Annotated in this window: 23 protein-coding genes; 11 read left to right on the plus strand and 12 right to left on the minus strand. The window is 61.8% G+C overall.

What is annotated here, in order from left to right:
* Nucleotides 1-15: 15 nt before the first annotated feature.
* The 4 genes from betB to treZ all read right to left on the minus strand — a co-directional run bounded on the left by betB (nucleotide 16) and on the right by treZ (nucleotide 5452).
* Nucleotides 16-1476 carry a betaine-aldehyde dehydrogenase gene (betB, locus tag AC097L_RS15805; protein WP_479587493.1) on the minus strand — a complete coding sequence of 487 codons (1461 nt, stop codon included), beginning with the start codon at nucleotides 1474-1476 and terminating at the stop codon, nucleotides 16-18.
* Between the two features lie 124 nt (nucleotides 1477-1600).
* Complete coding sequence (gene purU / locus AC097L_RS15810; RefSeq protein ID WP_479587494.1) at nucleotides 1601-2461, minus strand: formyltetrahydrofolate deformylase; 861 nt, start codon at nucleotides 2459-2461, stop codon at nucleotides 1601-1603.
* 78 nt (nucleotides 2462-2539) lie between these two features.
* Complete coding sequence (locus AC097L_RS15815; protein WP_479587495.1) at nucleotides 2540-3487, minus strand: choline ABC transporter substrate-binding protein; 948 nt, start codon at nucleotides 3485-3487, stop codon at nucleotides 2540-2542.
* A gap of 213 nt (nucleotides 3488-3700) precedes the next feature.
* Nucleotides 3701-5452, minus strand: a complete 1752-nt coding sequence (treZ, locus tag AC097L_RS15820; protein WP_479587496.1) for a malto-oligosyltrehalose trehalohydrolase — start codon at nucleotides 5450-5452, stop codon at nucleotides 3701-3703.
* A gap of 118 nt (nucleotides 5453-5570) precedes the next feature.
* Between treZ and AC097L_RS15825 the strand changes: the two genes are divergently transcribed.
* The 4 genes from AC097L_RS15825 (at nucleotide 5571) to AC097L_RS15840 (ending at nucleotide 9478) form a co-directional block, all read left to right on the plus strand.
* On the plus strand, nucleotides 5571-6443 hold the full coding sequence (locus tag AC097L_RS15825) for a Tll0287-like domain-containing protein (protein WP_479587497.1): 873 nt from the start codon (nucleotides 5571-5573) through the stop codon (nucleotides 6441-6443).
* Between the two features lie 4 nt (nucleotides 6444-6447).
* On the plus strand, nucleotides 6448-8661 hold the full coding sequence (locus AC097L_RS15830; RefSeq protein WP_479587498.1) for a protein kinase domain-containing protein: 2214 nt from the start codon (nucleotides 6448-6450) through the stop codon (nucleotides 8659-8661).
* Between the two features lie 149 nt (nucleotides 8662-8810).
* Nucleotides 8811-9188, plus strand: coding sequence for a cysteine peptidase family C39 domain-containing protein (locus AC097L_RS15835; protein ID WP_479587499.1), 378 nt, complete (start codon nucleotides 8811-8813; stop codon nucleotides 9186-9188).
* Nucleotides 9161-9478, plus strand: coding sequence for an ABC transporter transmembrane domain-containing protein (locus AC097L_RS15840; protein ID WP_479587570.1), 318 nt, complete (start codon nucleotides 9161-9163; stop codon nucleotides 9476-9478). The genes AC097L_RS15835 and AC097L_RS15840 overlap by 28 nt, the downstream gene beginning before the upstream one ends.
* Here AC097L_RS15840 and AC097L_RS15845 read toward each other — a convergent pair.
* The 5 genes from AC097L_RS15845 to AC097L_RS15865 all read right to left on the minus strand — a co-directional run bounded on the left by AC097L_RS15845 (nucleotide 9475) and on the right by AC097L_RS15865 (nucleotide 15120).
* Nucleotides 9475-9636: a helix-turn-helix domain-containing protein gene (locus AC097L_RS15845; RefSeq protein WP_479587500.1), complete on the minus strand. Its 162-nt coding sequence runs from the start codon at nucleotides 9634-9636 to the stop codon at nucleotides 9475-9477. The genes AC097L_RS15840 and AC097L_RS15845 overlap by 4 nt on opposite strands.
* A gap of 99 nt (nucleotides 9637-9735) precedes the next feature.
* Complete coding sequence (locus tag AC097L_RS15850) at nucleotides 9736-10464, minus strand: tetratricopeptide repeat protein (protein WP_479587501.1); 729 nt, start codon at nucleotides 10462-10464, stop codon at nucleotides 9736-9738.
* Nucleotides 10465-10611: 147 nt separating this feature from the next.
* Complete coding sequence (locus AC097L_RS15855; protein WP_479587502.1) at nucleotides 10612-12930, minus strand: glycoside hydrolase family 3 protein; 2319 nt, start codon at nucleotides 12928-12930, stop codon at nucleotides 10612-10614.
* Between the two features lie 128 nt (nucleotides 12931-13058).
* A complete protein-coding gene (locus tag AC097L_RS15860; RefSeq protein WP_479587571.1) occupies nucleotides 13059-14123 on the minus strand; it encodes a LacI family DNA-binding transcriptional regulator in 1065 nt (354 codons plus the stop codon).
* 112 nt (nucleotides 14124-14235) lie between these two features.
* Entirely contained in the window at nucleotides 14236-15120 is an 885-nt protein-coding gene (locus tag AC097L_RS15865; protein WP_479587503.1) for an EF-hand domain-containing protein, read from the minus strand.
* 245 nt (nucleotides 15121-15365) lie between these two features.
* Between AC097L_RS15865 and AC097L_RS15870 the strand changes: the two genes are divergently transcribed.
* A complete protein-coding gene (locus AC097L_RS15870) occupies nucleotides 15366-16115 on the plus strand; it encodes a response regulator (protein WP_479587504.1) in 750 nt (249 codons plus the stop codon).
* 8 nt (nucleotides 16116-16123) lie between these two features.
* Nucleotides 16124-17185, plus strand: coding sequence for an ATP-binding protein (locus tag AC097L_RS15875; RefSeq protein ID WP_479587505.1), 1062 nt, complete (start codon nucleotides 16124-16126; stop codon nucleotides 17183-17185).
* Here the strand turns inward: AC097L_RS15875 and AC097L_RS15880 are convergent.
* Nucleotides 17157-17414, minus strand: a complete 258-nt coding sequence (locus AC097L_RS15880) for a DUF1653 domain-containing protein (protein ID WP_479587506.1) — start codon at nucleotides 17412-17414, stop codon at nucleotides 17157-17159. The two genes, AC097L_RS15875 and AC097L_RS15880, sit on opposite strands and share 29 nt — an antisense overlap.
* Before the next feature lie 43 nt (nucleotides 17415-17457).
* Between AC097L_RS15880 and AC097L_RS15885 the strand changes: the two genes are divergently transcribed.
* Both AC097L_RS15885 and AC097L_RS15890 read left to right on the plus strand, forming a co-directional pair.
* Nucleotides 17458-18729, plus strand: a complete 1272-nt coding sequence (locus tag AC097L_RS15885; protein WP_479587507.1) for an RsmB/NOP family class I SAM-dependent RNA methyltransferase — start codon at nucleotides 17458-17460, stop codon at nucleotides 18727-18729.
* A gap of 144 nt (nucleotides 18730-18873) precedes the next feature.
* The gene (locus AC097L_RS15890; protein ID WP_479587508.1) at nucleotides 18874-20088 is read left to right on the plus strand and encodes a DesA family fatty acid desaturase; all 1215 of its coding nucleotides are present in this window, start codon (nucleotides 18874-18876) and stop codon (nucleotides 20086-20088) included.
* Nucleotides 20089-20148: 60 nt separating this feature from the next.
* On the opposite strand, the gene AC097L_RS15895 is transcribed toward AC097L_RS15890, so the two are convergent.
* Complete coding sequence (locus tag AC097L_RS15895; protein ID WP_479587509.1) at nucleotides 20149-20808, minus strand: CBS domain-containing protein; 660 nt, start codon at nucleotides 20806-20808, stop codon at nucleotides 20149-20151.
* Between the two features lie 43 nt (nucleotides 20809-20851).
* On the minus strand, nucleotides 20852-21520 hold the full coding sequence (locus AC097L_RS15900; protein ID WP_479587510.1) for a hypothetical protein: 669 nt from the start codon (nucleotides 21518-21520) through the stop codon (nucleotides 20852-20854).
* Between the two features lie 20 nt (nucleotides 21521-21540).
* On the opposite strand from AC097L_RS15900, the gene AC097L_RS15905 reads away from it, so the two are divergent.
* From AC097L_RS15905 to AC097L_RS15915, 3 genes are all read left to right on the plus strand, one after another.
* A complete protein-coding gene (locus AC097L_RS15905) occupies nucleotides 21541-23931 on the plus strand; it encodes a UvrD-helicase domain-containing protein (protein ID WP_479587511.1) in 2391 nt (796 codons plus the stop codon).
* Nucleotides 23932-24076: 145 nt separating this feature from the next.
* Entirely contained in the window at nucleotides 24077-25822 is a 1746-nt protein-coding gene (locus tag AC097L_RS15910) for a methyl-accepting chemotaxis protein (protein WP_479587512.1), read from the plus strand.
* 62 nt (nucleotides 25823-25884) lie between these two features.
* The gene (locus AC097L_RS15915) at nucleotides 25885-26667 is read left to right on the plus strand and encodes a transporter substrate-binding domain-containing protein (RefSeq protein ID WP_479587513.1); all 783 of its coding nucleotides are present in this window, start codon (nucleotides 25885-25887) and stop codon (nucleotides 26665-26667) included.
* Nucleotides 26668-26927: the final 260 nt, after the last annotated feature.

Genomic DNA, 26927 nt, shown 5'->3' on the forward strand with positions numbered 1-26927 from the left:
AATCTCAACGTAATCTCAGCGGTATCCACAGGCGACTTCGCCCAGTTCGACGTACACGGTTTTGAGCTGGGTGTAGTGCTCCAGCGCAACCATGCTGTTTTCATGGCCAATGCCGGACTCGCCCGCGCCGCCGAAAGGGATTTCGATGGGCGTGATGTTGTAGTTGTTGATCCAGCAAATGCCCGCCTTTAAACGCGCCGCCACACGGTGGCCACGGGCGCCATCGCGGGTGAACACGCCTGCGGCCAGGCCAAAGCGGGTGGCGTTGGCGCGCTGGACCACTTCGGCCTCGTCGTCAAACACCAGCAAGGCCATCACCGGGCCGAAGATTTCTTCTTGCACGATGGCCATGCTGTCCGTGCAGTCGGCAAAGATGGTGGGGGCGACGAAGTTGCCGTTTTCACAGCCTGCCACCTTGACCGCCGTGCCGCCACAGACCAGGGTGGCTCCGCCCGCCACGCCCTGGGCCACGTAGCCCAGTACCTTGTCGCGGTGGGCGGCGGAGATGAGTGCGCCGACTTCCGTGTCCGGGTCGGTCGGGTCGCCCACGCGCAGCAGCAAGGTGCGTTCTTTCAGGCGGGCCAGAAACTTGTCGGCAATGCCGCGCTGCACAAACACGCGGGTACCGTTGGTGCAGATTTCGCCCTGGGTGTAGAAGTTGGCCATCATCGCGGCGGTTACGGCCTGCTCGAAGTCGGCATCGTCAAACACGATCAGCGGCGACTTGCCGCCCAGCTCCATGGTCACCCGTTTCAGGGTGGCGGCAGCGCTGGCCATGACGCGCTTGCCGGTGGGAATGGAGCCGGTCACCGACACCTTGGCCACGCCCGGGTGGGCGGCCAACAGCGCGCCGGTGGTGCCCCGGCCTTGCAGCACGTTGAACACGCCGGGGGGCACACCCGCTTCGAGGTAAATCTCGGCCAGCTTCACGGCGGTCATGGGCGTGAGCTCGGACGGCTTGAAGATCATGGCGTTGCCTGCAGCCAGCGCGGGCGCAGACTTCCAGCAGGCTATCTGGATCGGGTAGTTCCACGCGCCAATGCCCACGCACACGCCCAGGGGCTCGCGGCGGGTGTAGGCGAAGGCGTTCTTCAGCGGGTACTGGGCACCGGCCAGGGTGGCTGCCGCACCCGCAAAGTACTCGATGCAGTCGGCCCCGCTGGCCACATCGACCACGCAGGCTTCCTGCCAGGGTTTGCCGGTGTCTTGCACCTCGATGGCGGCCAGGGTGTCATTGCGCTCGCGTAGCAGTTGGGCGGCGCGGTGCAGGATGCGGCCCCGCTCGGTGCCGGTCATGGCCGACCAGATTTGAAAGCCTGCCTCGGCAGCGGCCACGGCGGCGTTGACATCGGCCTCATCGCTGTCGTGCACCCCTGCAATGACGGCTCCAGTGGCGGGGTTGAGGGTGTCAAAGCGCTCGCCGCTGCCGTGCACAGGCAAGCCATTGACGAAGCTAGGGATCAGGGTTTTTGTCATAGAAATACCGTTCATTGAGGTCAGTGTCTGGTCGAGAACGTCGCAGAACCGGCTCTGCCGGGCTGCCAGCGTTGCCCACTGCAAGGGGGGTGGTGGAGACACGCAGTGCGTAGCCTGGGGGTGTTCATCGAAGTACGACGGTTTTCATGCCGTTGATGAACACCCGGCGCTCTAAAACAAATCGCAGCGCGCGCGACAGCACCAGGCTTTCGACCAGGCGACCGGCTTGCGACAAATGCTGGGGGGTGTCGGCGTGGTCTACGCGCTCCACCGACTGCTCGATGATGGGGCCTTCGTCCAGGTCGGTGGTAGCAAAGTGGGCCGTGGCCCCGATGAGCTTCACGCCACGGTCAAAGGCCTGCTGGTAGGGCTTGCCGCCCTTGAAGCCGGGCAGGAAGGAGTGGTGGATGTTGATGACGCGCCCGTGTAGCTCGTGGCACAGGGCTTCGCTCAGAACCTGCATGTAGCGGGCCAGCACCACGTATTCGGCATCGGTGTCCAGAATCAATTGCTTGAGCTTGGCTTCTTGCGCGGGCTTGGTGTCGGCGGTGATGGGCAGGTGGTGGAAAGGGATGCCTTCGGCGGCGGCCAGCGGTGCCAGGTCGGCATGGTTGGAGACGATGGCCACGATGTCCATCTTGAGTTCGCCGCGCCGCCACTGGGCGATGAGCTCGCGCAGGCAGTGGTCGAACTTGGACACCATGATGAGTACGCGGGTGGGCGCGGCCAGGTCGTGCACCTGCCACTGCGCCTGCGGAAAGCCCACCGCCAACTCGGAAAACGCGCTGTGCAAGGCCTGTACCGAGCTGGTCAGGCTGAACACGCTGCGCACGTAAAAGCGCTCGGTGCTGTGGTCGTCAAACACCGAAAACTGTTCGATGTAGGCTCCGTGTTGGTCCAGTAATTTCGATACGGCGGCCACCTGGCCCTGGGCGCTGCCACAGGCGAGGTTCAGGCAGTAATGGGTGGAGGCGGCAGGGTGCATAGCGGAACTCGGAAATGGGGCGGTTGCCCGGTGTTGCCCCCTCTCCCGCTGGAGGGAGAGGGTTGGGGTGAGGGAGGCTTACTTCAGCGATGCGGTGACGGCAGCCAAACCATCTTTGCCGTCAAAGGTGGTCACGCCCTTGAGCCAGCCGGCCAGCACGCCGGGGTTTTTCTTCAGGTAGGCACGGGCGGCATCGTTGGGCTTGGCTTTGTTGATGATGTCCACCATCACCACGTTTTCGATGGCGGTGGTGAACTGCAGGTTTTTCAGCAGCGTGGCCACGTTGGGGCAGCGGGCCTCGTAGCTGGGGGGCACGGCGGTGAAGACCTTGGATTCGCCGTAGTTGGGGCCGAACCCGCTGGCGTCGCCGCCTTCGAGGTACTTCATCTTCATCTGCACATTCATGGGGTGAGGCTCCCAGCCCAGGAAGACGATGGCCTTGCTGGCGCGGCCTGCGCGCTGCACTTCGGCCAGCATGCCGGCTTCACTGGACTCCACCATCTTGAAGCCTTTGAGGCCGAATTCGTTTTTGTCCAGCATGCCCTGGATGATCAGGTTGCCGTCGTTGCCGGGTTCAATGCCGTAGATCTTGCCGTCCAGCTCGGTTTTGAACTTGGCGATGTCGGCAAAGCTCTTCAGGCCTTTGTCGTACAGGTAGGCGGGCACGGCCAGGGTGTACTTGGCACCCACCAGGTTGGGCTGCTCCAGCACTTTGATCTGGCCGGCCTTGATGAAGGGCTCAATGATGGGGGTCATGGTGGGGTTCCAGTAGCCCAGGAAGGCATCGATCTGCTTGGACTTAATGCCCGCAAACGTGATTGGCACCGACGCAATCGTCACCGTGGGCTTGTAGCCCAGGCCGTCCAGCACCACCGAAGCCATGCCGGTGGTGGCGGCGATGTCGCTCCAGCCCACATCGGCGAAGTGAACGGCTTTGCAGCTCGCGGGTTCGGCGGCAAAGGTCAGCTGCGCGCACAGGGAGGCTGCGGCAACGACGGCGAGGTTGACAGCAAGTTTCAATTTCATGACCAGTTCCTTCAAAAGAGGGGTTACACCAAGCGACGACACCCCCGGACTTTCACAGGTTGACACGCCGGAACTTGGCTAAGAACGACGCGGAGTTGTTCCAGGGCGGCAGTGCTTGCAAACAGACAAAAACTTAAGCATTAAATGGGCCTATAGCGTATATTTCGCATACGTTTATAGCTATAGTTTATGTAGCTAACAATGCCGTGGATGCTAGAGGCTGCTTTGACCGCGCTGCAGCACCCAGGCGGCAAACGGGCCCAGCAGGCCGTCGGCGCGGGCCTCCACCGTGGCCAGCAGGGGCTGCCAACCGGCGGGCGGCGTGTATTTTTGGGGGCTACCTGAAAAGTTGAGCACGGTCAGCGTGTGCGTCGTGGTGAGGGTGATCACCTCGGTGGCCGGGTCGGCAGCTACCTGCACCTGGTCCCGCTGGCGGGGGCCGAGCTGGCCGCTGCGTTTGAGGGCGATGAGCTGGCGGTACAGGGCCAGGATGGCCTGGTTGTCCGGCGCGTCCAGCAAATGCCATTGCAGCTTGGAGGCCTCGAAGCTGCTGCGTGCATGCGGGTCGGGTGGCTCCACGCCATCCGCGCTGTCAAAGGCAAAGTCCGCTTTGCGGCCCGCGCGCACGCCGTCTATCAGCGGCTGGTCGCTGAAGTCTTCAAAGAACAAAAACGGGGCCGTTTCACCGTATTCCTCGCCCATGAACAGCATAGGCACAAACGGGCTGGCCAGCACTGCGGTAATGCCCAGTAGCGCCTTGGCCCGGCCATGGGTGGCCAGCATGCGGTCGCCCAGCAGGCGGTTGCCTACCTGGTCGTGGTCCTGGATGTGCACCACGTGCTCACAGCCCTGGGTGCTGGCCGCGTCGGTGCCCAGAAAGTACTTGTAGATCTGGTCAAAGCGCGTGCCGTCCAGCACAAAGCCGTCGCGCAGGGCTTTCTCCACGTCGGCAAACGCGCCGAAGTTGGCGTAGTGGCGGGTGGTCTCGCCGGTCAGCTTGGCATACACGGCGTGGTTTAGGTCGTCGTTCCACTGGGCGTGGTAGCCAAAGCCCTGCTCCGAGGTCACAAACCGGTTGTTGCGCAGGTGCTCGGCAATCATCAGAACCTCGCGGCCCTGGGCCTGGCCGATGCGGCGGGCCAGATCGGTGCATTCGCGCAGGATGTGCACCGGCATCACGTCAAAAATCAGCGACACCGCGTCCATGCGGAAGCCGTCAAAGCCGATGTCTTCCAGCCAGTAGCGGGTGTTTTCCAGAAAGAACTCGCGCACGCCGTGGTTGTATTCGCCGTCGAAATTGATGGCCGCACCCCAGGGCGTGGCTGCGCTCTTGGTGTAGGGCGCAAAGGCTCCGGTGTAGTTGCCCTCGGGGCCGAAATGGTTGTAGACGACGTCCAGGATGACGGCCATGCCATGCCGGTGGGCAGCTTCGATAAATGCCTTCAAATCCACATAGCTGCCATACGCGGCGTGCAGCGCAAACAGACACACGCCGTCGTAACCCCAGTTGCGCTCGCCCGCAAAGGCCGCCAGCGGCAGCAGTTCGATGGCGGTGATGCCCAGGTCGTGCAGGTAAGGCAGCTTGTGCTGGCCGGCGGCTAGCGTGCCTTCGGGCGTGAAGGTGCCCAGGTGCAGCTCGTACAGGATGGCATCTTCCATTTTCATGCCCGCCCAGTCAGGGTTGTGGGCGGGCGTGGTATCCACCACCATGGATGGGCCGTGCACGCCTTGCGGCTGGTAGTGCGATGCCGGGTCGGGGAAGCGCTGGCCGTCCACCTCCAGCCAGTACAGCGTGCCGTGCGGCAGCCGATCGGTGCTGCCATGCCAGTAGCCCAGCGCGTCGGCGCTCAGGGGGATGCGGCTGGGCGGCTCGACCAGCAGCACGCTGAGGCGGGTTTTTTGTGGTGCAAAGACGCGAAATGCCGAGCGGCCATCGACTGCGATGAAGTGACCCACAGATGCCATTTTTTTGCGTCTCCAAATTGTAAAAACTATGGTAGCACCGGGTTTTGACAGCGCGTGAAGGGGGATGGCCGCAGGTGCCATGCCGATAGAATGACCTGCAAACAAAAAGATACACACAATGGGTCTGCGACTTAAATTCAATCTGGTGTTGGTGCTGGTTTTTCTGGCGGGGTTTTTGGCCGCCGGTGCAGTCTCGCGCCAGCTTTTGCAAGACAACGCCCGCGACGAAGTGGTGCGCAATGCCCGCCTGATGATGGAAACTGCGGGGGCGGTGCGCAACTACACCATCACCCAGGTGCAGCCGCATCTGCTCAAGCAGCTTGAAGAGGTGTTTTTGCCGCAAACCGTGCCTGCCTATGCGGCCACCGAAACCCTGAACCAGCTGCAAAAAAACTACCCCGATTACAGCTACAAAGAGGCGGTGCTCAACCCCACCAACCCGCGCGACCGCACGGCCGACTGGGAGGCCGATGTGGTGAACCAGTTCCGCCAGCACGAAGGGGTGCGGGAAATTGTGGGCGAGCGCCCGTCGCTCACCGGGCGCAGCCTGTATATCGCCAAACCGATCCAGATTACCAACGCGGCCTGTCTGCAGTGCCACAGTGTGGCCGCTGCGGCGCCGCCCACCATGTTGAAGATCTACGGTGCGGCCAATGGTTTTGGCTGGAAGCACAATGAAATCGTCGGGGCCCAGGTGGTGTCGGTACCGATGGAGGTGCCGCTGGCCCATGCCGAGCGGGCTTTTACGGCCTTCATGGCCTCGCTGGCCGGGGTGTTTCTGGTGGTGTTCATTGTGCTCAATATCATGCTCAGCTGGCTCATCGTGCGGCCCATCCGGCGCATGTCGCTGGCGGCCGACGGCATTTCCACCGGGGACTTCAACCAGCCTGAATTCAGCGAAAAAGGCGGTGACGAAGTTGCCGTGCTTGGCAGCTCTTTCAACCGCATGCGCCGCAGTCTGGAAAAGGCCCTGCAGATGATTGACGAGTAGGCCCATGGCAGAGCCCGGCGCAGCGCCCCAGCACACCACGCCCGATGCGGCCAGCCTGCCGGTGGGCTACCGCATGCTCGAATACCAGATCCAGAGCGTGCTGGGCAGCGGTGGCTTTGGTATCACTTATCTGGCCCGGGACGACAATCTGAACCTGACGGTGGCGATCAAGGAGTATTTCCCCAGTGGCATTGTGGCCCGGGGCGACCAGCATGCTGTGGCGGTGCGCGATGGACAGCAGGGCGCGCAGGCGAAATACGACTGGGGTTTGCAGCGTTTTCTGGACGAAGCCCGGGCCTTGGCCTCGTTTCGGCACCCCAACATCGTGCGGGTACTGCGCTATTTTCGGCAGAACGACAGCGCCTACATCGTCATGGAATACGAGGTGGGCCAGCGTCTGAAGCGCTGGGTGCCGAACCATGCGCCCATGACCAGGGATGCGCTTTTGTCCATCATTTATCCGCTACTCGATGGACTGGATGCGGTGCACAAAACCGGTTTTCTGCACCGCGATATCAAGCCCGACAACATCTATGTGCGTGCCGACGGTACCCCGGTGTTGCTGGACTTTGGCGCGGCCCGGCGCGTCAGCAGCGACAGTGCCATGACCAACATCATCAGCCCGGGTTTCGCGCCGTTCGAGCAGTACCACTCCCAGGGCCACCAAGGGGCGTGGACCGATATCTATGCACTGGGCGCGGTGATGTACTGGATGACTACCGGTGAGAAACCCACCGAATCGGCCGCCCGCGTCACGCAAGACACTATGCTGCCCGCTTCCAGCATTGGGGATGCCGGGGTGTTTGGGGTCCGGTTGCTGCAAGCCATCGACTGGGCCATGGTGCCCGACGAAAGCCGCCGCCCGCAAACGGTGGCCTTGTTCCGGGCGGCGATCGTCGATGCGGCAAAGCCCGAAACTTCGGACATGCTGGACTTCAATCTGGCCCCGGAAAGCCGTTTCACCAACCGCACGGCCGCAGCCCGTATCCCTGCAGACCAGCGGCGCAATCTGCTGTGCACCATCCTGTTTCTGGACTTGGTGGGCTATTCAGTGCGCTCGGTCGATGGCCAGGTGGCGTTGAAGAAGGTGTTTAACGAACTGATCGTCAAGGCCTTGAATGGGGTGGCAGAAGAAACCCGTATCGCCATCGACACCGGTGACGGCGCGGCGATCTGCTTTCTGGGTGACCCCGAAGAAGCCTTGCAATCTGCCATGCTGCTGCGCGACCTGCTGGGGCAGCGCTATGGCAGCCATGTGGCGGTGCGGATGGGCTTGCACATGGGGCCGGTGCGCATCATCTCGGACATCAATGGGCGGGTGAATGTGGTGGGCGATGGCATCAACGTAGCCAAGCGCGTGATGGACTTTGCCCAGGCCAACCAGTTGTTGGTGTCACGTTCGTACTTTGATGTGATTTCGCGCATTACCGACAGCACCGCCGAGCTGTTTCGTTACCAGGGCCAGCACGAAGACAAGCATGGCCGCTTGCACGAGGTGTATGCGGTGGAAGGCCATGCGCCGGGTGCAGAAACCACCCTGAAAGTCGGTGCGCCGGGCAGCACGGGCTACACCACCACGGTGCGCATGCAGACCGCTACCCTGCTAGCACCCGAGAAAGTGCTGGAGATTGAAACCGAACTATCGCGCCACATCGGTCCCCTGGCGCGGGTGCTGGTGCGCAAAGTGCTGCCGCTGGCGCAGGACATTGCCCATCTGCGGGAAACCCTGGCCCCGGCAATCCAGGAGTCGCGCACGCGGGCCTCTTTCCTGGCGGGTACACCTGCCGTGGGCCAGACCCAGCTCGGCAGCAAGACGGCACCCAGTGGTTTCCATGCCAGCACGGATGCCGGGAGCCTATCCTCGGATGGCCTGGGTTCGCGGCCCATGCCCCTCAGCCAATCTCCTAGCCAGGCGGCGAGCCAGCCTGTGCTGAGCCGACCGAACAGCCTGGGCGGGCCGGGTGCCAGCCAGTCGGCTTCACAACTGCAGTCGGTAACGCACCCCTTCGCCATCAGTTCAGACGAGCTGGCGACTATCGAGTTGGCTCTGAGCAAGTTCATCGGCCCGATCGCCAAAGTGCTGATCCGCAAAAAAGCGGGCCACTGCACCACTTTCAAAGATTTCATCGCCACCATCGCCCAAACTGTCGACCGGCCAGACCAGCGCGAGCTGTTTATCCAGTCGCTCAAGCGCGCACTGCCAAAGCGGACGTATTAGCAGCTTCGTATAGCAGGCATTTTTCGCAGCCAGATGAGAATGATTTTTATCCACAAAATTGTGGATAAGTGACGTGGATTGTCCATATGTGTAAAGATTTGTATCATATGATGTCCTATATTGGCTACACGAGCCGCCAAGGACCAGCATTGACAACACAGCAAAACAGTGGATCGGCCATGGGCAGCATGGCCCTTGCCAGCCCCGCGCCAGAGCCTTCTTCCCCATCCCCCGCCCAAGTCTCCGCATCCACCCTGGCCGCACTCTGTGCCGTAGCCCGCTTCCACCAGATCGCCGCCGACCCAGCCACCTTGGCCCACCAACTGGGCTGGACTCAAGGCCAACAGGTATCTACCACCGACCTGCTCCATGCCGCCCAACAGTTAGGGCTAAGTGCCAAGCTGACCCGCAGCAGCCCCGACCGTTTGGCCCTCACCCCGCTGCTCGCGCTGGCCCTCAGCTCGCCACCTATGTCTCCGCTTCTTTCAAAACCCAAAACCTGGCCAGCGCAGCCCACGAAGGCGTGAACCTCATCGGCAAACTGGTCAACGCCGCCACGCTTTGGTACGGCGCCCACCTGGTGATGGACAACCAACTCACGGTAGGCCAGTTCGTCGCCTTCAACATGTTTGCAGGCCGCGTGTCCCAGCCCATCATGCGCATGGCCCAGTTGTGGACCGACTTTCAACAAACCGGCATCTCGGTGGCCCGCCTGGGTGACATCCTCAACACCCGCACCGAAATCCCGCACACCAGCACGGCCCAGTTGCCCCCGGTCAAGGGCCGCATCACCCTGGACCAGGTCACCTTCCGCTAGGCGTTGGCACCGCCATTGCGCTGGCATTCACAGCTAATGGTGGATGGGCTGCGGCCCAAGGCCCGCGAGATGGCCCACAGACTCATTCCTTCTTGCAGGGCTAGCGCTATCGCGCAGCGCTCTTGTTCGCTCAGTTGGCTGTAGTTGTTCGTGCTCATGGGACCTCAATTCTCTGTGTGTTGCACTTCTGAATTGAGGCCGCCATGCGCTAGAGCCTAATTCTTTATAAATTTTGTGTTGGAGCAATGTGCCGTGTATCAAGCACGCGCGGTGACGTGGACAAAGCGGGTCCCAGGCTTCCACTTACGAGCCAATACCTTGCCCGCCTGGAGTTCCTTGGCGGACATGCCCGTCGCCAGGGCTTTTTGCTCGGCGGCTGCGGTTGAGTCGCCCTTCTCAGCGGACGCAGCAAACAGCGCGTAGGCGAAAACCGGGTTCTTTGGGGTCCCATCCCTGCCTTTGGCATAGAAGGCAGCAAGGGCGTTCAATGCTTCGATGTGGCGCTGGTCGGCCGCCTTGCGCAGCCATTGCAGCGATTCGGCCGGATTTTTCTGGATGCCGAAGGATTCGCCGTACATCACGCTCAGGTTGAACTGCGCGGTGGTGTCTCCCTGCTGGGCAGCCTTGCGCGTCCACTCCAGTGCCAGATCGCTGTTTTGGGACACACCTTCGCCCACCAGGCACAGGTAGCCCAAAGCGCCCTGTGCCTCGGCCAATCCTTGTTGCGCGGCCAGGTGGAACCATTTGGCGGACTCTTTTTTGTCGGGCGGCACGCCTTGGCCCAGGTTGAAAATTTTCCCCAGCCGGTACTGGGCCTGGGCGTTGCCTTTTTCTGCCAGCGGAGCCAGCTCCTTCAGGGCCGTGGTGTATTCGGACTTGTCGTAGGCTGCCAGGCCTGCATTCAGTCCCGCTTGCGCGGTGAAAGGTAGGGCAATCAGCGCCGCCAGCAGCATTACGGTGGTCCAACGGGTTGCGGAGTGGGTCATATTGGTGGAAGTCAGTGTTTGCATCGTCGTGCGAGCCTTTGGAATGCAAGGCGGTAAAGCCCTGCGTTGGGATAGCGGGTTACCAAGAGGAGCCGCCTTGCGAACGGCTCTTCTGGCAAGCACACCGGGGTGCGCCGCGCGGGCGGCTTAGTAGGTCAGGCCGTAGCCGAACTTGTAGAGCGCGCCGTCGGTGGTCTCGTCGAAACCGGGCAGGTCAGACTTCTGCTCCTGCACCGCTTTCAGGGTCTTGGGCAGCGCGAATGGCAGCTTGCCTTGCGGCTTGAATTTGCCGGACAGCACATCCAGCATGGCCAGGTCGGTCACGCCAAAGGTCGCGGCAATGGCGCCCGCACTCTTCAGGCCACTGGCATCGTCCATTACATACGGTGCGCGGAAGTAGACGCTCAGGACGACCTTCTTCGGATCGCCGATTTCCGCCATGATGGCTTTGATATCCGCCAGTGTCGGGTACATCGTGCGTGACTTGGCGGCCGCCATGCCGGTGAAGCTGATGTCGCCGATTTCCCACGGCAGAGCGCCGCCAAAGCCCAGGCCGGTGTCCGAGCAGGTCGCGTTCACAGCCGGGAACATGCGGCAGGGGTCCTCGGCACCCCAGGTCTTGCCGGTCAGCGGATTCAGGAACAGTGGGTTGTCGCCGGTGGCCAGATCCTTGCTCTGGTAGGCCGAACTGGCATCCTTGACCAGCACGCGGATGACCGCGACATCGGTGCCCGTAGGCACGGGCGGACGGGTCTGGCTCTTGCTTGCATCGTAGTTGCCGTCCGTGACGGTGTAGCCGTAACTTTCGACATTGGCCTTGCTGAAACCGATGGTGTAGACCTTGGCACCGGCTTTCAACGGCAAGGCTTTGCTGCCATTGGCCAGGGTGCCGTTCTGGAGCAGGACAACCGACTTCCTCTGGATGTCAAGACCCTTGGCGCGGCTGGCGTCCGTGCCTACGGTGGCGTTGGCGGTGCCCACGTCCACGTAGGGGTTTTCGAACAGGCCGAGCTGGAATTGCTCCTTGAGCAGGCGCTTGGCCGCCTCGTTGACACGGTCCTTGGTGATCAGCCCCTGGTCGAGCAGGTCTTTGATCGTCTTGTTGGTTGCAAAACCCGAGAGGGTGTCGGTGCCACCGTTGATCGCCGCCGCCACCCGCTCCGCAACCGATTTGTCTTCCAGGCCCCAGGCGCGGTCGTTGATGATGCCGGTGTCGGAGTTGACATAACCCTTGAAGCCGAGCTTGCCGCGCAGCAGGTCGGTCACGATGGACTTCGAGAATGCAAAGCCGGTGAGCGGATAGGTGACGCCATCGGCGGTCAGCGGAATCGGGTTCTTGTTCGCGTCGCGCCCGCTCATCGGCACGCCGTAGTACGGCATGATTGCCGAGACGCCCGCATTGATCCCGGCGATAAACGGCTTCATGTGGTAGGCGAAGTTGTCGCTGTACTGCTGGTACTTGCCGAACGAGTAGTGGGGGTCCATGCCCAGCTCTTGCGGCCCGCCGCCCGGGAAATGCTTCATGGTCAGGGCGACCTTGGTGGTGGCACTGACCGAGGTGCCGTCTTTGACCGTGGTGCCCTGCAGGCCCTCGACCAGCGACTTCATGATGTTGGCGTTGAGGTCGGCATCCTCGGTGAACACCTCGTGCGCACGGTACCAGCGCGGCTCGGTCAGCAGGTCGGCCATGTAGCCGTACATGGCGCGCAGACCGACGGCGTTGTACTCCGACCCCATGACCTCGGTAAAGGTCTTGACCACGGACATATCACCGGTAGTCGCCTTGCCTTCCTTTAGAAACTGCTCGCCCAGCGCGGCAGCGGCCAAGCCGGCTTCCTTCGGGAACTGGGTGAAGGCACCGGCACCCGCACCAATGCCCTGGCGCGGATCGGTTTCGACATGGTTGCGGGCGTTGTCCTTGAAGACCAGCGGGATACCGAGGCGCGTGCTCTCGGCGACTTCTTGCACCGCGTTGGTATAGGCGGCCAGCTGCTGGGGGGTGACGGTATATCCGCCGCGGCCCGGTATGACGCTGCCGTCGCAGGGATCGGCTGCGCCCGCGGCGGTCGAGCGCAGGATAAAGCGGGTCATCTTCTGGGTATTGATGTAGTCAATCGCCGTGGGCGTGACCGCACCGCCGCAGCCCGCGTTGTTGTCGTTGATCATCATCATGCCGACTTTTTCCGTGTCGCTCATTTGGGCGATCAGATCGTTGATGCGGTCGTCAACCGGCAGGCGCCAATCCTCGTAGGGGTCGAGTTTGCCGTTGCCGTTCAGGTCCTTGAACTGCTTGGCGTCCACGGTCAGGATGGCCTTGGCGCGGGCGTTCAGTGTTGGTTGCTTGACGGGCAGGGTGCCGTCACCGTCGCTGCCGCCGCAGGCGGCCACAAGAATGGCAGTTGCCAGCAAACCGGAGCCGAGTGCGACCGGTTTGAGCGTAAAGCGCTGGGGCGGGCGAGAGGTCATGGTCGTTTCCTTAGGTGGGTTGTAACCGGGTGGATTTGAATTTGTTATCGTTAACATTTTATATTGTTAACGTTACCAAATTGGATGTCAATCCAATACCTATCGGTGAAATCCCTAGGAAAGCGGCGTTAAACGCTGGCGCGTTCGATGATGCGAAAGCCGATGTCCACCATGCGCTCGGGCACGGGGCGGCCTTCGACGCGGTCGACGATGCAGCGGGCGGCTTCGGTGCCGATGCGCGTGCCGTCGATGCGCACAGTGGTCAGGGCGGGGTGCAGGTCTTGCGCAAAGGCCAGGTCGCCAAAGCCCACCACCGCCAGGCGACCAGGGACGGCCAGGCCCAGGGCCTGGGCTTCGGTCAGTACGCCCAGTGCCAGCAGGTCGGAGCTGCAAAACACCGCGTCAAAGTCGGTGCCGCGGGCCAGTAAGGCCTGCAGGCCGGCGCGCCCGCTGCCCAGGGTGGTGGGCGCGGGGACGGTGTGCACCAGCGGCTCGGGCAGCCCCAGGCTGCGGGCGGTGGCCACAAAAGCCTGGGTGCGGCGCTGGGCGCGCTCGTCGTCGCCGCCCATGACGGCCATACGCTGGCGGCCCCGGCCGTGCAGGTAGCGGCACACCGCATCGGCCACCGCGCTGTGCGAAAAGCCGACCAGCATGTCGATGGGGTCGGGTGTCAGGTCCCAGGTTTCCACCACCGGAATACCCGAGGCCTGCAACCGGCGGCGCGCGTTGGCCGAATGCACCACGCCGGTCAGCACGATGCCGTCAGGTCGGCGGCCAATGATGGCCCCCAGCAACTCATCTTCCAGCGGGTCGGCATAGCCGGTTTGCCCCAGCATCAGCTGGTAGCCCTGCAGCCGCAGAGCCGCGGTGAGGGCTTGCACGGTTTCGTTGAAAACCGGGCTGACCAGGGTGGGTACCAGGGCGGCCACCAGGCGGCTTTTGTTGGACCGCAGGCCGCCCGCCAGAAGGTTGGGCACGTAGCCGGTGCTGGCAATGGCGGCACGCACTTTGGCCAGGGTGGCGGGCGGCAGCCGTTCGGGCGTGTTGATGGCGCGCGACACCGTCATGGCCGACAGGCCGGCCAGGCGCGCCACATCGTTCACGGTGATGCTGGCGGCGCGGCGCTTGCGTTCGGGCGTGGACGGTGGAGCGGGTGGCGGGATGGACGGTGGGGGGGGAGGCAGCGCGGTCATGGCGATGGATGGTAGCTGCAAGCGCTCGCCCTAGGCCTACCGATACACGATTCTGATTTGCTATTAAAAGTATAGCTAAATGTGCGGTTGGAATATGCGCTAGAGGCCTATTTTATGCAGAAACGCTGACGGTGGAGCCGGTGGTTTGGCTGCTCTGCCCGGCGGCGATGTCGGCGTATTGCTTGAGCACCTGCTGGGCCAGTTGGTTGATATCTATACGGTCGGTGCCGTTGGCGTTAGTAGCAGACGATTTTTGTAGCGTCTCTACGGCGGTGCTGACCTGCTTGGCAAAGGCATCGGCTTCGGTATTGCTGAGCGTGCCGTCCTTGTCGGTGTCGATGGCTTTGAGCAGAGACTGCAAAGTGTCGGTGGTGCTGGTTGTGCCGGTGGCGGCACCGGCAGCCGCTTCGGCGGCCGAGACGATGCCGTCCTTGTTAGTGTCCAGCGGGTCGTAGACGGTGCTGTCGCTGCTGTTGGCGGCACCCGTGGGTGGTGGGCCAGCGGGTGGCGGGCCGCCTGCGCCGTGTGGTTTTCCGGCATCGAATTCGGCTTTGCTGAGTTGGCGGTTGCCATCGGTGTCCAGGCTGGCGAAGGCATCGTTGTCACCGTCGCTGTCGCCACTGACGGTGGTGGTCACCGTGGTGGTAATGGTGATGCCGTTGTGGGTGTCAGCACTGCCGGTGCCCCCCGTGCTGCGTGCCTGGGCAAAGTCCATGGTGCTGGGCAGGGGAACAATGCTGGGGATGCCTTTTTGCAGCTCCGTGGCATCCAGCGTGCCGTCGCCATTGCTGTCCAGTTTGGACATCAGGTCAGCAGCAGTGCTGGGGTTGGTGACGCCAGTGCGTTCGGACACCTTGTCCATCAGGGTTTGCAGCTCGGTACTGTTCACGCCGCCACTGCCGTCGGTGTCGGTCTTGGCAAACAGCTTGGCTTTGCGCTCGGCGGCCATGGTGGCCCAGGCGTTGCTGTTGTTGCTGAGGCTGCTGATGGAGGCCATGGGATTCCTTTAACGTGAAATAACTTGCATGGCTTGGGGTGCTCTGCCCCCAAGTCTGTGCAAGCCAGGGCTACGAAAAACTGCTATCTGATTCTTGTGTCGCCCGGTAAAGCTGGCTTGTCCGGTTTGTATCTGCGCTGGTACAAAAGCCGGTTTGAGCGCTGGAAAAGATAGGTAAAGAGCTGCCAGTTCTGGTCTTTAAAGACCCCTTGCTTGCCTACACTTTTCGGCGAAATGAGCAACTTATGAACCCCTGTCGGCAAATTTTGGTCGTAGACGACGACGAAGGCATCACCACGCTGCTACGCGACTACCTGTCGGGCTTCGCGTTTTGCGCCCACACCGCATGTGACGGCCCCAGCATGCGCCAGCAGTTGGCCAACCTGCCCATTGACCTGGTGGTGATGGACGTGATGCTGCCCGGCATGGACGGGCTCAGCCTGGCACGCGAGCTGCGCCAGCGCTCGGGCATCCCCATCATCATGCTGACTGCCCGCACCAACCACTTTGACCGAGTGCTGGGTCTGGAGATGGGGGCCGACGACTACATGGGCAAGCCCTTTGAGCCGCGCGAACTGGTGGCCCGTATCCACAGCGTGCTGCGCCGTGCGGCATCGGTGCACGACCGGATCTTGCAGGAGGTGGGCAGCGATGTGGTGTATTTCGACGGCTGGGCCCTGCACCGCCACGAGCGGCGGCTGACCGCGCCGTCGGGCCTGGTGGTGCCGCTGTCGAACGCCGAATTTCGGCTGCTGTCGAGCTTTCTGGCCGCGCCGCGCCGCTTGCTGAGCCGCGACCAATTGATGGAGCAGGCCCGAGGCCGTTCCATGGACGCGTTCGACCGCAGTATCGACCTGTTGGTGTCGCGGCTGCGGCAAAAGCTGAGCGACACCACGCAGCCATTCGACAAGCCGTCGATGATCAAGACCGTGCGCGGTTCGGGCTATATGTTCACCGCACAGTCCGTGCAGGGCCAGCCCGCGTGGCCACACTGAGGCGGCTCTTGGCCACCACTCGCAGGCTGTTGGAGCGCTTACTGCCTGCCACCCTGTTTGGCCGTTTGGCTTTGCTGCTGTGCCTGGCGGTATTGGCCAGCCACGTGCTTGCGCTGACCATGATGTTGGAACTGGACCCTCCGATGAACGTGGGTGGCCGCATGGAGCCGGGCCGTCGCCCGCATCCGCCTGGCATGTCGATCTGGGCAATGCCGGGCTTGTGGCTGGACATCGGCGTGCGCCTGTGTGCCCTGGTGTTAGCGGCCTGGATTGGGGCGCGCTGGTTGTCTGAACCCATCCGCCGCCTGGCCCGCGCCACCAAAGCCCTGGGCCAGGACATCGACCACCCGCCGCTGACCGAAGACGGCCCGCTGGAGTGCCGCGAGGCCAGCCGCGTGTTCAACCAGATGCAGGCGCAAATTCGCCAGCAACTGCGCGAGCGCGACCGTTTTGTGGCCGCGGTGTCGCATGATTTGCGCACCCCCTTGACCAGGCTGCGGTTGCGCACCGAGGGTCTGGCCGATCCAGCGCACCGCAAGGCCTTTCAAAACGATGTGGTCGAGATGGACGCGATGATCACCGCCACGCTGGATTACTTGCGCGGTGCGGCCCTTGAGGAGGCTTTTGTGCAGCTGGACCTGCAGTCGCTGGTGCAAAGCATGGCCGACGACCAGCTGGCTTGCGGGCACATGGTGCGCATCACCGGCACCGCCGTTCCAGTACGGGCCCAGGCCTCGGCCTTGCGGCGCTGCATTGGCAATCTGGTGGAGAACGCCATCCGCTACGGCGGCGCGGCGCACATCCAGCTCAAGGATGCGGCGGACGGTGTGTGTATCGAGATCCATGACCCCGGCCCCGGTTTGCCGGAGTGTGAGCTGGAGCAGGTGCTGGCTCCGTTTTACCGCGTCGAAGCCTCGCGTAACCGCCACCACGGCGGGGTCGGCCTGGGCCTGTCCATCAGCCATGACATCGCCCGAAAGCACCAGGGCAGTTTGCAACTGCGCAACGTCAACCGCAACGGCAACAGCGCCGGTCTGGTGGCTACGTTGCGTTTGCCGCGTCACCCGTGATGCGGCTAAAGCGCGGCTGGCGCACGCCGTCTACCACCACTTCTTCTTCAAACATGGCCGCCGGGCGCACCCACATCCCATGCTCACCGTAGAGGGCGCGGTACAGGGTCATGGGCTCCAGGGTTTCGCTGTGCCGCACCGTGTCGACCACGTCGTACAGCATGCCTTTGTAATGGCGGTAACGGCCCGGTGGGGTGGTGATGAGCGGGGGCAGGGTGGGGTCAGACATGGAAATGTGGGAGGTAAAAAAGCGGCGTGGGACAATCGGGGCTATGCATCCTAAAGATTTCCTCGACGAGTGTTCTGAACTCGTACGCCAAGCCCTCCAATTTGAACACCCTGCCGACTCGGTGGTTTCGCGGTTTTTCCGCGACAACCGGTCACTGGGCCCACGCGAGCGCGCCACCCTGGCCGAAACCGTTTACACGGTTTTGCGAAAAAAACTGCTGTTTGACCACCTGGCCCCTTCGGGCAGCGGCTCTAAGCAGCGCCGCCTGGCGATTCTGGGCTTCCACGGCCCGCGCGACTTTCTGTACGGCGCACTGACCGACCAGGAGAAAACCTGGCTCGAAAACTGCGACAAGGTCAAAACCGAAGACCTGCTGGACCGCCATCGCCACAACCTGCCCGAGTGGCTGGTACAGCCGCTGAAAGAGCAGCTCAAAGACGAATTCTGGCCGCTGGTGGAAAGCCTGGTCCACGGTGCAGGCCTGGATTTGCGTGTCAACGCCCTGAACGCCAAGCGCGACGACGTGCAAAAAGAGCTGGCCAAGGTCGGTATCAAATCGGTAGCCACCCCGTACTCGCCCTATGGTCTGCGTCTGACCGACAAGCCCGCGCTGACCAAGCTTGATGCCTTCACCCGTGGTGCCATCGAGGTCCAAGACGAAGGCTCGCAGCTGCTAGCCCTGCTGCTGGATGCCAAGCGTGGCGAAATGGTGGTGGACTTCTGCGCCGGTGCCGGTGGCAAAACGCTGGCCATCGGAGCGGGCATGCGCAGTACCGGACGGCTCTACGCGTTTGACACCTCGGGCCACCGACTGGACGCGCTCAAGCCCCGGCTGGCACGCAGTGGCTTGTCCAACGTACACCCCGCCGCCATCGCCCACGAGCGTGACGACCGCATCAAGCGCCTGACCGGCAAGATCGACCGCGTGCTGGTCGATGCCCCGTGCTCCGGCCTGGGTACCCTGCGCCGCAACCCCGACATGAAGTGGCGGCAAACCCCCAAGGCGGTGGAAGAGCTGGTGGTTAAGCAAACCGCGATTTTGCAAAGCGCTGCCCGTCTGCTGAAACCCGGCGGCCGCCTGGTGTACGCCACCTGCAGCGTGCTGCCGGCGGAAAACGAAGAGATCGCCCTGGCCTTTTCGGCGGCGAATCCCGACTTCACTCCTCTTGAAACGGCAGACATACTGACCCATCTGAAGGTGGAGAACGCGGCCAGCCTGTGCAGCGGTCCGGTCAGCGGTGGCGAGTTTTTGCGCCTGTGGCCGCACCGGCATGGTACGGACGGCTTCTTTGCGGCGGTTTGGCAGAAAAAATAGCGCTTAAATAGCGTTTATTCCCATGCCAGGCGTGTGTACGTAGAGACGGAGCCCTAGGTAATTTAAGGGGTCTTATTTACAATAGCAGGTTGGCTGGTACCATTTCAACCGCCCGCCTATTCTAAAAACCGAGGCTTTTACCTTATGTTGTTACCCGATTGGGCTGTGTTGAACGCAGCCGTTGACTGGCTTGCGAACGGTCTGTGGAATCTGTCCTGGTGGCAGATCGTGTTGTACACGCTGGTTACCACCCACATTACCATTGCCAGTGTCACCATCTACCTGCACCGCCACCAGGCGCACCGGGCGATGGACTTGCACGCCATTCCGGCCCACTTTTTCCGGTTCTGGCTCTGGCTGGGCACCGGACAGGTCACCAAAGAATGGGTGTCCATCCACCGCAAGCACCACGCCAAGTGCGAAACCAAAGACGACCCGCACAGCCCCCACGCCCACGGCATCAAAACCGTGTTCTGGACCGGTGCCGAGCTGTACCGCAAAGAATCCAAGAACCTGGAAACCATCGCCAAGTTTAGCCATGGTTGTCCTAATGACTGGATCGAACGCAACCTGTACACCCGTTTCAGCTGGCAAGGCGTGGGCCTGATGCTGATTTTGAATCTGGCCATGTTCGGCGTGGCCGGCCTGTCGGTCTGGGCCGTGCAAATGGTTTGGATTCCTGTGACTGCCGCTGGCATCATCAACGGTATCGGCCACTACTGGGGCTACCGCAACTTTGAAGCACCTGACGCCAGCACCAATATCTCGCCCTGGGGCATCTTGATCGGTGGCGAAGAGTTGCACAACAACCACCACACTTACCCCACGTCGGCCAAGTTCTCGGTCAAGCCTTACGAATTCGACATGGGCTGGGTTTACATCCGCGCTCTGGAAAAAGTGGGACTAGCCAAGGTCAAAAAGACTCCGCCCAAGCTGCAACTGGGTGCCATCAAGCCTGTAGCCGACGAAAAGACGCTGGAAGCGCTGATCACCAACCGCTACGAAGTCATGGCCGGTTTTGCCCGCGAAATGCGCCAGGCCTGCAAGGCCGAACTGGAAGCCCTCAAGGCCCGCCAGGGCGACCTGTCGGCCCTGCAAGCCGCCAAGCGCTGGATACACCGCGATGCCGAAAAAGTGCCTGCTGCCGCCCAGCCGCACCTGGACCAGGCCCGTGCCGCCCACCCCGTGCTCGACAAGATGGTGGTGATGCGCGAAGAACTGCGCCAGATGTGGCTCAACACCTCGCAGTCGCGTGAACAGCTCACGGCGGATCTGCAGGCCTGGTGCCACCGCGCTGAAAGCAGCGGTATCAAAGCCCTGCAAGATTTCTCCATGAAACTCCGCGCAGCACACGCCTGATTGCGCTCAGTGCACCCAGACAACAAAAAGCCCGCTGCTGCGGGCTTTTTGTTGTCTGGGTCAGCCCCACACGTCCAAGGGCGGATCGTTGGCCACGGCACGCAGAATGTCGGTACGCGAGACAAAACCCGTCAGCTTTCCGTTGTCGTCCACTACTGGCAGGCCGGGCAAGTGTGTGTCCAGCAGCACCTGGGCGACGCGGCGGATGTCGGTGTCGGGCGTGACGCTGGCTACAGGGGTCCACATCACGCTGGCCACAGGCAGGGCCATGCGGTCGGCCCAGTCGGTGGCGCTGGGGCTTTCCAGCGTGGGGTAAATGTCGGCCCGCAGCAGCAATCCGACCAATTGGCCTTGTGCGTCCAGTACCGGCATCTGGCCGACACGGTGGCGGGCCAGCAGGGCGGCGGCGATGGCCAGCGGCACATCGGTGCGCACCGTGACTGCGGGTTGCGTCATCAGCAAGCCCACTTTGTCCAGCGGTTGGCGCGGGGTGTCGGGTTGGCTGACCTGGGTGTAGGCGGCGACAGCCGTGGCGGGCAGCAGCGCTTTGGGATGGTGTGTTTCGTTCTCATACGTGGGTATGGAGAATTCGGGTTCTAGTGCCAGATCGTTCGCCTCGATGGGGTGTAACCGTGCGGCGGCATTCACCTTGTCGATATGGCGCAGTTGCTCTACCGTGCCGGTGAACACCCGCCCTGTAATTCCATAAACCGAAAACATGGATCAAGCCCTCCTGTGCTGGTGCAAAGTACCACATTGCGGATTATTCGTCTGCGGTTGGGCACACCGACTGAGCTACCGCCACCACCCGCGCACGGGCATCCTCCACCCAGCCGATCACCCGCAGGCGGGTGGATTGGGCGCCTGCGGGAACGCTCAAGGGGCGGATTTCTGCGTGTTCACCCGCTGCGCTCCAGTCCAGTACCAAGGTATTGCGCACCAGATTGCGTTCGATCGCCGTGCCGTCGGCTCCGGCCGGAATGGTTTCCACCAGCACCAGCCAGGCGGTGAGCGGGCCGTAAGCTGCATCTGTGGCGGCTTGCAAGGCGATGGAGGTGCCGATGTAGCCGCCCAGTGCCGGACCACGGGCCACGCGCAAAGGCAGAGACAACGGCAAAGGCGGTGGGTTGTTGTTGGTCACCGCCCTCCCGAGTGCCTGCTGGCGGTCCAGGCCGTCTTGGAGGGCTGCTGCCGACAAAGGCGCGTCGTCGCCCTGCGCACCCGGCAAGATCCAGTCCAGGGCCACCGCGCCGGGGTGTGGCAGTGCGGCGTGCGCGTCAGCCCAGCAGGCCTCGCAATCGGCACTGATAAAGCGCTCCAGCAACGCTGTGGGTGCCTGTTGGCCTTCGCTGGAGCAGGATGCCTGGGCCAGGGCTGCCTGGTGGAGCGCCAGTAGCAGTGCGGTGGCTGCAAGGGCGAGGGGTCGTTTCATGGGGTTCCTACAATCGGCCTATGTTTTCCGCAAATACTAACTTGGTCGCACAGGATGCACCGCTCCTCCACAACCTTAACCCCGAGCAGTTGGCGGCTGTTACCCTGCCCACCGGCCACGCGCTGATTCTGGCCGGGGCCGGTTCCGGCAAGACCCGGGTGCTCACCACCCGCATCGCCTGGCTGCTGCAAACCGGGCGCGTCACCCCCGGCGGCATCCTGGCAGTCACCTTCACCAACAAGGCCGCCAAAGAGATGGTGCTGCGCCTGGGCACCATGCTGCCCCTCAACGTGCGCGGCATGTGGATCGGCACCTTCCACGGCCTGTGTAATCGCCTGCTGCGCGCGCACTACAAGCTGGCGAACCTGCCGCAGAGCTTCCAAATACTAGACACCCAGGACCAACTCAGCGCCATCAAACGCTTGATGAAGCAATTCAATATAGACGACCAACAGTACCCTGCCAAGCAAACCCAATGGTTTATTGGCAACTGCAAGGAAGAAGGCCTGCGCCCCGATGCGGTGGAGTCGCACGACCCGCAAACCCGCAAAAAAATCGAAATCTACGCCCTGTACGAAGAGCAGTGCCAGCGCGAAGGCGTGGTCGATTTTGGCGAGCTGATGCTGCGCAGCTATGAACTGCTGCGCGACAACGACCCGATCCGCGAGCACTACCAGCGCCGTTTTCGCCACATCCTGATCGACGAGTTCCAGGACACCAACAAGCTCCAGTACGCCTGGATCAAGATGCTCAGCGGCCACGGCCCCAAGGACCTGGCCGCAGGCATGGCCATGCCTGGCGGCAGCGTGTTGGCGGTGGGCGACGACGACCAGAGCATCTACGCCTTCCGCGGCGCGCGGGTGGGCAACATGGCCGACTTTGTACGTGAATTTGGCGTGACCCAGCAGATCAAGCTCGAGCAAAACTACCGCAGCTTCAGCAACATCCTGGACTCGGCCAACCAGCTCATCAGCCACAACAGCAACCGCCTGGGCAAAGACCTGCGTACCACCCAAGGCCCCGGCGAGCCGGTGCGGGTGGTGGAGAACCCGCGCGATCTGGACGAAGCCCAGTGGATCGTGGACGAGGTCAAGCAGCTGGTGCGCGACGGCATGCCGCGCCAGGAAATCGCCGTGCTGTACCGCAGCAACGCCCAAAGCCGGGTGATCGAAACCGCACTGTTCAACGCCGCCATCCCTTACCGCGTGTTCGGTGGCCTGCGCTTCTTCGAACGGGCCGAAATCAAGCATGCGCTGGCCTATCTGCGCTTGCTGGAAAACGCCAACGACGACACCAGCTTTCTGCGCGTGGTCAACTTCCCGCCACGCGGCATCGGCGCGCGCAGCCTTGAGATTTTGCAAGATGCCGCTCGCAGCAGCGGCTGCTCGCTGCACGACGCGGTCAGCATCATCCCCGGCAAAGCCGGGGCCAACTTCGGTGCCTTTGTCGCCAAGCTGGACGTGCTGCGTGAGCAGACCGAAGGCCGCACTCTGCGCGAGATCATCGACCTGGTGCTGGCCCACAGCGGTCTGCTGGCCCACTTCAAGGCCGACCGCGAGGGTGAAGACCGGGTGGAGAATTTGGAGGAGTTGGTCAACGCCGCAGAAAGCTTCGTCTCCCAGCAAGGCTTTGGCCGCGATGCCGTGGCCCTGCCGCTGGACGAGCTGAGCCAATCCCCCGCCAGCCAAGGCCTGGATGCCAGCTTGCCTGCCGCCGACGGCTTTATCGACCAGGACAGCGGCGAGACCCTGTCCCCCCTGGCCGCCTTTTTAACCCATGCTGCCCTGGAAGCGGGCGACAACCAGGCCAAGGCCGGGCAGGACGCGGTGCAGCTGATGACGGTGCACTCTGCCAAGGGCCTGGAGTTCGATGCCGTCTTTGTCGGTGGCATGGAAGAAGGCCTGTTCCCGCACGAAAACTCGCTCAGCGACCGCCAAGGCCTGGAGGAAGAGCGCCGCCTGATGTACGTGGCCATCACCCGAGCCCGCCAGCGCCTGTACCTCAGTTTTTCGCAAAGCCGTTTGCTGCACGGCCAGACCCGCTATAACCCGCGCAGCCGTTTCTTCGACGAGTTGCCCGAGTCGGCCTTGAAATGGATCACCTCCAAGCCCTCGGCATATGGATCTGGCTATGCTTCTAAATCTATAGCGAATAGCGCAGGTGGGTACAGCGCAGGAGGCCGATTTAATAAAGAAGATGCCCCCTTCGCCAGCCCCCCTGTGCCACCGCAAAAAGCCGCCCCGAGCCATGGCCTACGGGTTGGTATGCAGGTGTTCCACACCAAGTTCGGCGAGGGGAAAGTTAATCTGCTGGAAGGCAGCGGCGACGATGCCCGCGCCCAGATCAACTTCCCGCGCCACGGCGTGAAATGGCTGGCGCTGAGCGTGGCGAAATTAACACCGGTGGAGTGACACGGCGCAGGCCGTGTGGTGGCGCATCTGGGTTGATTGTTGCGAAATGTAAGTAAATAATGGGCTTTGATATGTATTAAAACTGGCACTTGTGTTTGAATAGTGAAACACGAATTTGGGATAAAAATTGAAAACTTTTAATCGCATGAAACTGTCCACGCGACTGCTTTCGGGTTTTTTGCTGATGATCCTGATTTCTGTGTTGCTGGCGGCGGTGGCCATCGTCCAGCTCCGCAATGTCAATCTCAGCATCCAAGAGTTGGTGTCAGACCGGATGGTGACGGTAGACAAATTCAACCAACTCAAGGACAGCTTGCAGTCCGAAGGGCGTTTTGCACGCAACGCGGCGCTCACCAAAGACGAGTCGATTGCCAATGCGGAACTCGCCAAAATGAAAGCACCGCGAGACAAAGCAAACGCACTGGTGGCCGAATTGGGCAAGATTGTCAGCGATCCCAAGAGTCTTCAGCTTCTCAAAACCATCAACGACACGATACCGCCCTACGATGCCGGGTTGGACAAAATCAACGTGTTGGCCCGGCAGTTCCTGGAGGACGATGCCACCAAGCTTTTGTTGGGGCCGGTGCAAGACCTTCAAACGGCGTTGTTCAATGCAGTTGACGCTGCGATTGCTTTGGAACAGCGCAATGCCAATGAGTCTGCACTCACCACCGGGCATGCCGTGAGCACCACCACCACACAGGTTGCGATCATCGTTGTCGTTGCGGTGATTGTGGGGCTGCTGGTGGCCACTGCGGTGACCCGGGGTGTTTGGGTCCAACTCGGCGCAGAGCCTGAACAAGTGGCGACTGCAGTAGCTTTGGTAGCCGACGGCGACCTCACGCAGCAAATTGTTTTGCGCGCTGGCGATACCTCCAGTGTGATGGCTGCCGTGCGGCGAATGCAAGAAAAATTGGTGCAAACGGTGGCCACCATTCGCTCAGGTGCCGCCAACGTCAGCATCTCCAGCAGCCAGATTGCCCAGGGCAACCACGACCTTTCCGCCCGCACCGAAAACCAAGCAGCCAACCTCGAGCAGACGGCCGCGTCCATGGAGGAGATGAACGCCACGGTGGCCAGCAGTGCCGATGCTGCAATGCAGGCCAATAAACTGTCTGCCTCCGCATCGGATGTGGCGGCCAGGGGAGGCCAACTGGTCAGCCAGGTGGTGACTACGATGGGCGGAATCCAAACTTCCAGCAAAAGGATCTCCGACATCATTGGGGTCATCGATGGCATCGCTTTTCAGACCAATATCCTGGCACTGAACGCGGCGGTGGAAGCCGCCCGGGCGGGAGAGCAAGGACGCGGCTTTGCGGTGGTGGCCAGTGAGGTTCGCACGCTGGCACAGCGCAGTGCCGAGGCTGCAAAACAAATCAAGGGTTTGATCCAGGCATCTGTGGAAACGGTCGAAAAGGGCGCGCGTCTGGTCGATGAAGCGGGCGCGACCATGCAAGATATCGTTTCCCAGGTGCAGCGGGTCACGACGTTGATCGGTTCGATCGATAGCGCCTCGTCAGAGCAAAGCTCTGGCATTAGCCAAGTGAGCCAGGCCATCACCAATCTGGACCAGATGACCCAACAAAACGCGGCCTTGGTCGAAGAGTCTGCGGCGGCGGCAGATACCTTGAAGCACGAGGCATCGAATTTGACGCAGGCTATCGGTTTCTTCCGGCTGGCCCAAAGCGACGATCTAGCGCCACCCATGTCCTCGACAATGTCGCGTCCCGCGGCTGCGCGCGTCCTATCGAATACCGGCGCAGCGAAGCGTCCCATTTCGAAAATAACGCCATCCAAGATGCCTGCGGTTAAGCATCTACCCGCAAAGGTGAAATCCGGTACATCCATCGCTGTGACCCAAGCCAAAAGTGATGACTGGGAAAGTTTTTAAGCCTTGTGCCTTGCGGCAGACCTTGGCGAAATAGCCACCTTTTTATTCAACCGGAGATATCTATGCGCAATACACCCTTTTTTCGCCCTTTGTTTCTGGTAGGAGCTATGGCGCTGTTGGCCGCGAGCCAGGCTGGTGCCGTTACCAGTGATGAGCTCATCAAACGGGGCTCGGTCAAGATCGGTGTTTTGTCGGGCGTGCCGCCTTACGGATCCACCAATGACAAGGGTGAGCTGGTCGGATACGACATTGACGTGGCCCGCCTGGTGGGCACCTACATGGGTGTCAAGGTCGAGCTGGTCTCTCTGCCTCCACCGGCGCGCATTTCTGCTTTGCAGGGCGGCAAGGTAGACTTTCTTGTTGCCACGCTGGGGGTCACACCGGAGCGGGAAAAACAGGTCCTTTTCACCCAGGCGTACAGCGGATTCCGGTTGGTTGTGGTGGCTAACAAAAGCACTGCTTTTGCAAAAATTGAAGATCTGGCAGGTAAAAAAGTTGGCGTGAACCGCGGTGGCAGCCAGGATGCCTTCCTGACCAAGGCCAATGTGGCGGGGCTTCAGGTGGGGCGCTTTCAGGACGATGCCACGGTTTTAGAGGCCACTGCGACCAGCCAGGTCGATGCAGGCGTGGTGCCGGAAGCCACGGCAAAAGAAGCAATTCAAAAGAAGCCCGAAGCTAATATGGCCATCAAGTTCACACTCTTTAGCCAGGGCAATTCCATGGCGGTCAAATTGGAGGAAACAGAAATGCGCGACTGGTTGAACAAGGCCATCGAAAAGATGAAAGCCTCCGGTGAGCTCGACAAAATTTCTGTCAAATGGACGGGAAGTGCCGTACCCAAGTAATTCGTGATGCCCGCGCGAAATCAATTTTCCGCGCTATGGCATGGAGCGGCCGGTGCTGAGTGTAGTCAAACCCACTCCCACTCCCATGTCCTGAAGTACCGGCCCTCCCCCTGCCAACCCCTGTAAGGGCGGGAGTAAGCCAGGGTTGCGCATTACTCCCGCTCCTTTCGAAGAGGCGAGGGCGTGTAAGGTTTCAGCACTGTCTTCATCCCGTCACACAAGGCGTGCAGCATGGTGGCACTAATCCCTTAGGAGCCGGC

It is taken from the genome of Rhodoferax sp. RT5P35 (assembly GCF_056521385.1).

Bases quoted from the DNA above. Each gene is read 5' to 3' on its own strand.
- AC097L_RS15880 (WP_479587506.1), bottom strand. From the start codon at position 17,414: ATGTCTGACCCCACCCTGCCCCCGCTCATCACCACCCCACCGGGCCGT.
- AC097L_RS15895 (WP_479587509.1), bottom strand. From the start codon at position 20,808: ATGTTTTCGGTTTATGGAATTACAGGGCGGGTGTTCACCGGCACGGTA.
- AC097L_RS15815 (WP_479587495.1), bottom strand. From the start codon at position 3,487: ATGAAATTGAAACTTGCTGTCAACCTCGCCGTCGTTGCCGCAGCCTCC.
- treZ (WP_479587496.1), bottom strand. From the start codon at position 5,452: ATGGCATCTGTGGGTCACTTCATCGCAGTCGATGGCCGCTCGGCATTT.
- AC097L_RS15830 (WP_479587498.1), top strand. From the start codon at position 6,448: ATGGCAGAGCCCGGCGCAGCGCCCCAGCACACCACGCCCGATGCGGCC.
- purU (WP_479587494.1), bottom strand. From the start codon at position 2,461: ATGCACCCTGCCGCCTCCACCCATTACTGCCTGAACCTCGCCTGTGGC.
- AC097L_RS15915 (WP_479587513.1), top strand. From the start codon at position 25,885: ATGCGCAATACACCCTTTTTTCGCCCTTTGTTTCTGGTAGGAGCTATG.
- AC097L_RS15855 (WP_479587502.1), bottom strand. From the start codon at position 12,930: ATGACCTCTCGCCCGCCCCAGCGCTTTACGCTCAAACCGGTCGCACTC.
- AC097L_RS15905 (WP_479587511.1), top strand. From the start codon at position 21,541: ATGTTTTCCGCAAATACTAACTTGGTCGCACAGGATGCACCGCTCCTC.
- AC097L_RS15850 (WP_479587501.1), bottom strand. From the start codon at position 10,464: ATGACCCACTCCGCAACCCGTTGGACCACCGTAATGCTGCTGGCGGCG.
- AC097L_RS15870 (WP_479587504.1), top strand. From the start codon at position 15,366: ATGAACCCCTGTCGGCAAATTTTGGTCGTAGACGACGACGAAGGCATC.
- AC097L_RS15910 (WP_479587512.1), top strand. From the start codon at position 24,077: ATGAAACTGTCCACGCGACTGCTTTCGGGTTTTTTGCTGATGATCCTG.
- AC097L_RS15885 (WP_479587507.1), top strand. From the start codon at position 17,458: ATGCATCCTAAAGATTTCCTCGACGAGTGTTCTGAACTCGTACGCCAA.
- AC097L_RS15825 (WP_479587497.1), top strand. From the start codon at position 5,571: ATGGGTCTGCGACTTAAATTCAATCTGGTGTTGGTGCTGGTTTTTCTG.
- AC097L_RS15900 (WP_479587510.1), bottom strand. From the start codon at position 21,520: ATGAAACGACCCCTCGCCCTTGCAGCCACCGCACTGCTACTGGCGCTC.
- betB (WP_479587493.1), bottom strand. From the start codon at position 1,476: ATGACAAAAACCCTGATCCCTAGCTTCGTCAATGGCTTGCCTGTGCAC.
- AC097L_RS15845 (WP_479587500.1), bottom strand. From the start codon at position 9,636: ATGAGCACGAACAACTACAGCCAACTGAGCGAACAAGAGCGCTGCGCG.
- AC097L_RS15865 (WP_479587503.1), bottom strand. From the start codon at position 15,120: ATGGCCTCCATCAGCAGCCTCAGCAACAACAGCAACGCCTGGGCCACC.
- AC097L_RS15890 (WP_479587508.1), top strand. From the start codon at position 18,874: ATGTTGTTACCCGATTGGGCTGTGTTGAACGCAGCCGTTGACTGGCTT.
- AC097L_RS15860 (WP_479587571.1), bottom strand. From the start codon at position 14,123: ATGACCGCGCTGCCTCCCCCCCCACCGTCCATCCCGCCACCCGCTCCA.